The following is a 3,604-nucleotide window of genomic DNA, read 5'->3' on the forward strand; positions in this document are numbered from 1 at the left end:
ATCCCAGCACAGGCGGGTACGTTTGACGCGCTCATCAATCATCCTCGTGTGTTGCGCGTTGTTGCGCTCTCCGGCGGCTATGCTCGTCCAGAGGCGTGCGCTGAACTGGCCAAGAATACCGGCATGATTGCGAGCTTCTCGCGGGCCTTGTTGGAAGATTTGCGTTACCAGATGACGGCTGAGGAATTTGATACCGCGCTTGCCAGCGCCATTGACGAAATCCACGCGGCGTCCGCGACCTAGGGTCAGGACCACTTAAATCCACCTTCGCGGCGTCAAAATGGCAAAGATATCAAAGCCATTTTGGCGTCCTTCGGATTTGACCCATATTGTCCATTGCCGCGTTGGCAAGCTTGGACTTAGAACCACTAAGCCCTTCGCTTTGCCGCCTTGCACTGAACAATATGGCCTCAAACCGTGAAGGTGGATTTAAGTGGTCCTGACCCTAAGTTTGGAGAGGGGCCGGCGGTAAATGCGCAAGATGTTTGCCGCCGGCCTAAAGGCCCGCTAATGACCCCGGCATGAGAGAATTTCCCTGCCAATTATACTTGATCTCACCGCTTGAAGTCGGTGGCGATTTTCCGGCTCAGCTTGAGGCTGCCTTATCCGCTGGCCCCGTCGCGGCTTTCCAGTTTCGGGTCAAAGACCTGGATCAGCACGAGGCGGCGGCCCTTGCGGAACCATTGCAGGCCATTTGCGCGGCGCATGACGTTGCGTTTATCGTGAACGACAGCGTTGCTTTGGCCAAGCGGTTAAAAGCCGACGGCGTGCATATGGGGCAGGGCGATGGCGATGTTCGTGAGGCGCGAGAACTGCTTGGCCGCGACGCACAGATTGGCGTGACCTGTCACAACAGCCGTCATCTCGCGATGGAGGCAGCGGAGGCTGGGGCCGATTATGTCGCATTTGGCGCTTTTTATCCCACAGCGACGAAGACGGTGGAGCATGTCGCTGATCTCGACACATTACAGAAATGGTCGTTTGTGACAGAAGTCCCCTGCGTTGCCATTGGTGGCATCACCTCTGACAATGCTAAGCCATTGATTGATGCTGGCGCGGATTTTATTGCGGTGAGCGGTGCGGTCTGGAACTATCCACAAGGTCCGGCCGAAGCGGTCAAGGCGTTCAACGCACTGCTTGCCTAATGGCGCCGTCATCGTTAAAGGCCGCGTTTATCGGCACGTTTTTGCGTGCCTGCTCTTTCCATCTGTCAAGCGAGTATACTCATGAAAATCAACGCGGTTGAAATCAAGCCGGGTAACATATTGGAATATGAAGGCGGCCTATGGCGCGTTGTAAAGACCGCGCACACCCAACCGGGTAAAGGCGGCGCATATATGCAGGTTGAGCTCAAAAATCTCCGCGATGGCCGCAAGAATAATATCCGTTTTCGTTCCGCGGAAAGCGTTGAAAAAGTACGCCTTGACCAGAAAGATTTCCAATTCCTCTATGCTGAGGGCGATAATCTGGTGTTCATGGACAAGGAAACCTACGATCAGGTAACTTTGCCAAGCGACCTCCTCGGAGACGCCGCTGCTTTCCTTCAGGATGGCATGGATGTTGTTATGGAAATGTATGATGACGAAGCGCTCTCGGTTGCTTTGCCGGACCAGATTGAGGCGACGATTGTCGAAGCAGACGCAGTGGTAAAAGGCCAAACGGCGTCATCCAGCTACAAGCCTGCAATTCTCGACAATGGCGTTCGGGTCATGGTGCCGCCTTTCATCAGCGCTGGTACGCGGATCGTGGTTGATGTTTACGAACGGGAATATGTCCGGAAGGCCGATTAATGCCAGCATTAACGGGTCTTTTGACCATCATGGAAAAAGCAGCTCGTAAAGCGGGCGGCAAGCTTCGCCGCGACTTTGGCGAGATCGAACATTTGCAGGTTTCGCAAAAGGGGCCTGCAGATTTCGTATCGAAGGCTGATGAACGTGCTGAAGATACGATTTTCCGTGAGCTCGAAATCGCGCGGCCCGACTGGGGCTTCCTGATGGAAGAAGGCGGCGAGATTGCAGGCGCAGAGGGTAAACCACGCTTCATCGTCGATCCGCTCGACGGAACGAGTAACTTCCTCCATGGCATCCCGCATTTCGCAATTTCGATTGCCGTGCAAGATCCCAAGCCCGATGGTTCAGGTTGGGGCGATATTTTTGCAGGCCTTGTGTACAACCCGATCACCGACGAAAGCTTCTGGGCCGAGCGTGGCAAGGGGGCTTGGCTTGGCAACCGCCGTTTGCGGGTATCTGCACGCCGTCAGCTAAACGAAGCGCTCATCGCGACTGGCACACCTTATAAGGGCCATGGTGATTTTGAAGAATGGGCCAAGATTTTTGGCGCCATTGGTCCATCGGTATCGGGCATTCGGCGTTTTGGCGCGGCGAGCCTTGATCTCGCTTGGCTGGCCGCTGGCCGCTATGATGGTTTCTGGGAAAGTGGCTTATCTCCTTGGGATACGGCGGCTGGATGCCTGCTTGTGCGCGAGGCGGGCGGCTTTGTAACTGACTATCGGGGACGTAGCCCGCACATCGCAGATGTTCAGGTTTTGGCGGCAAATGACATCCTCCATAGCAAGCTGCATAAACTGTTGGTTGGCGCCATAAAATAATCATCGAAAAAGGCATAAAAAATGACGAGTCTTGGCCTTGCAGGTCAGGACTCTTCTGCCTAAAAGCGCCGCAACTTACGGGGTTTCGGAAGCGAGTCTGATATGACTGATTTGTCGCAATATTTGCCCATACTGCTTTTCTTGGTGGTGGCGCTCGCATTGTCGTCGGCATTTGTGTTTCTGCCGATGGGGGTTTCACGACTGACGGGGACGCATAAGCCGACTGAGGCGAAGCTTACTGAGTATGAGTGCGGCTTTCCGGCTTTCGAAGATTCACGCAGCCAATTTGACGTTCGTTTCTACCTCGTTGCGATTTTGTTTATCATTTTCGACCTTGAAGCGGCGTTTTTATTCCCTTGGGCGGTCAGCCTGGGTGAAACAGGCTGGATCGGTTGGGGCACCATGATGCTGTTCCTGTTCGAATTGGTCATCGGATTTATCTATGCATGGAAAGTGGGAGCACTCGAATGGGAGTAATCACGCCATCACTCTCTGACGTACAAGCGCCAGATGCTGCGTTCTTCAAAGATATCGAAAGCGAAGTGAACGATAAGGGTTTCGTCGTGTCTTCGGCGGAAGACCTGTTCAATTGGGCACGTACGGGTTCATTGTGGCCCATGACCTTTGGCCTTGCATGTTGTGCGGTGGAAATGATCCACGGTTACATGCCGCGTTATGACTTTGAACGTTTTGGCATCGCGCCGCGCGCGTCACCGCGTCAGTCCGACGTGATGATCGTCGCAGGCACGCTGTGCAACAAAATGGCACCTGCTTTGCGCAAGGTTTACGACCAGATGTCTGAACCCAAATATGTCATATCCATGGGCAGTTGCGCCAATGGCGGTGGCTATTATCATTATAGCTACAGTGTTGTGCGCGGATGCGACCGTGTTGTGCCGGTAGACATTTATGTTCCCGGATGCCCGCCAACTGCCGAAGCGTTGCTATACGGTATCATGCAGTTGCAGCGCAAAATCCGCCGGACAGGGACTATCG

Annotated in this window: 5 protein-coding genes and 1 pseudogene; all 6 read left to right on the plus strand. The window is 54.1% G+C overall.

All coding sequences use genetic code 11. The features are described 5' to 3' along the window. Positions 1 to 243, plus strand: a pseudogene (locus ACILP3_RS10505) (class I fructose-bisphosphate aldolase); the annotation flags it as partial. Between the two features lie 278 nt (positions 244 to 521). Beyond that, positions 522 to 1,145 carry a thiamine phosphate synthase gene (gene thiE, locus ACILP3_RS10510; RefSeq protein WP_395616579.1) on the plus strand — a complete coding sequence of 208 codons (624 nt, stop codon included), beginning with the start codon at positions 522 to 524 and terminating at the stop codon, positions 1,143 to 1,145. Positions 1,146 to 1,226: 81 nt separating this feature from the next. Next, positions 1,227 to 1,790: an elongation factor P gene (gene efp, locus ACILP3_RS10515; RefSeq protein ID WP_295491160.1), complete on the plus strand. Its 564-nt coding sequence runs from the start codon at positions 1,227 to 1,229 to the stop codon at positions 1,788 to 1,790. Then, positions 1,790 to 2,608, plus strand: a complete 819-nt coding sequence (locus tag ACILP3_RS10520; protein WP_395616580.1) for an inositol monophosphatase family protein — start codon at positions 1,790 to 1,792, stop codon at positions 2,606 to 2,608. The genes efp and ACILP3_RS10520 overlap by 1 nt, the downstream gene beginning before the upstream one ends. Positions 2,609 to 2,710: 102 nt before the next feature. Continuing rightward, positions 2,711 to 3,085, plus strand: a complete 375-nt coding sequence (gene ndhC / locus ACILP3_RS10525; protein ID WP_296197889.1) for an NADH-quinone oxidoreductase subunit A — start codon at positions 2,711 to 2,713, stop codon at positions 3,083 to 3,085. After that, the coding region (locus ACILP3_RS10530; RefSeq protein WP_395616581.1) for a NuoB/complex I 20 kDa subunit family protein at positions 3,076 to 3,604 on the plus strand (529 nt) is incomplete at its 3' end. The genes ndhC and ACILP3_RS10530, both read left to right, overlap by 10 nt.

The sequence above is a fragment of the Sphingorhabdus sp. genome (assembly GCF_044239665.1).
GTDB lineage: Bacteria > Pseudomonadota > Alphaproteobacteria > Sphingomonadales > Sphingomonadaceae > Sphingorhabdus_B.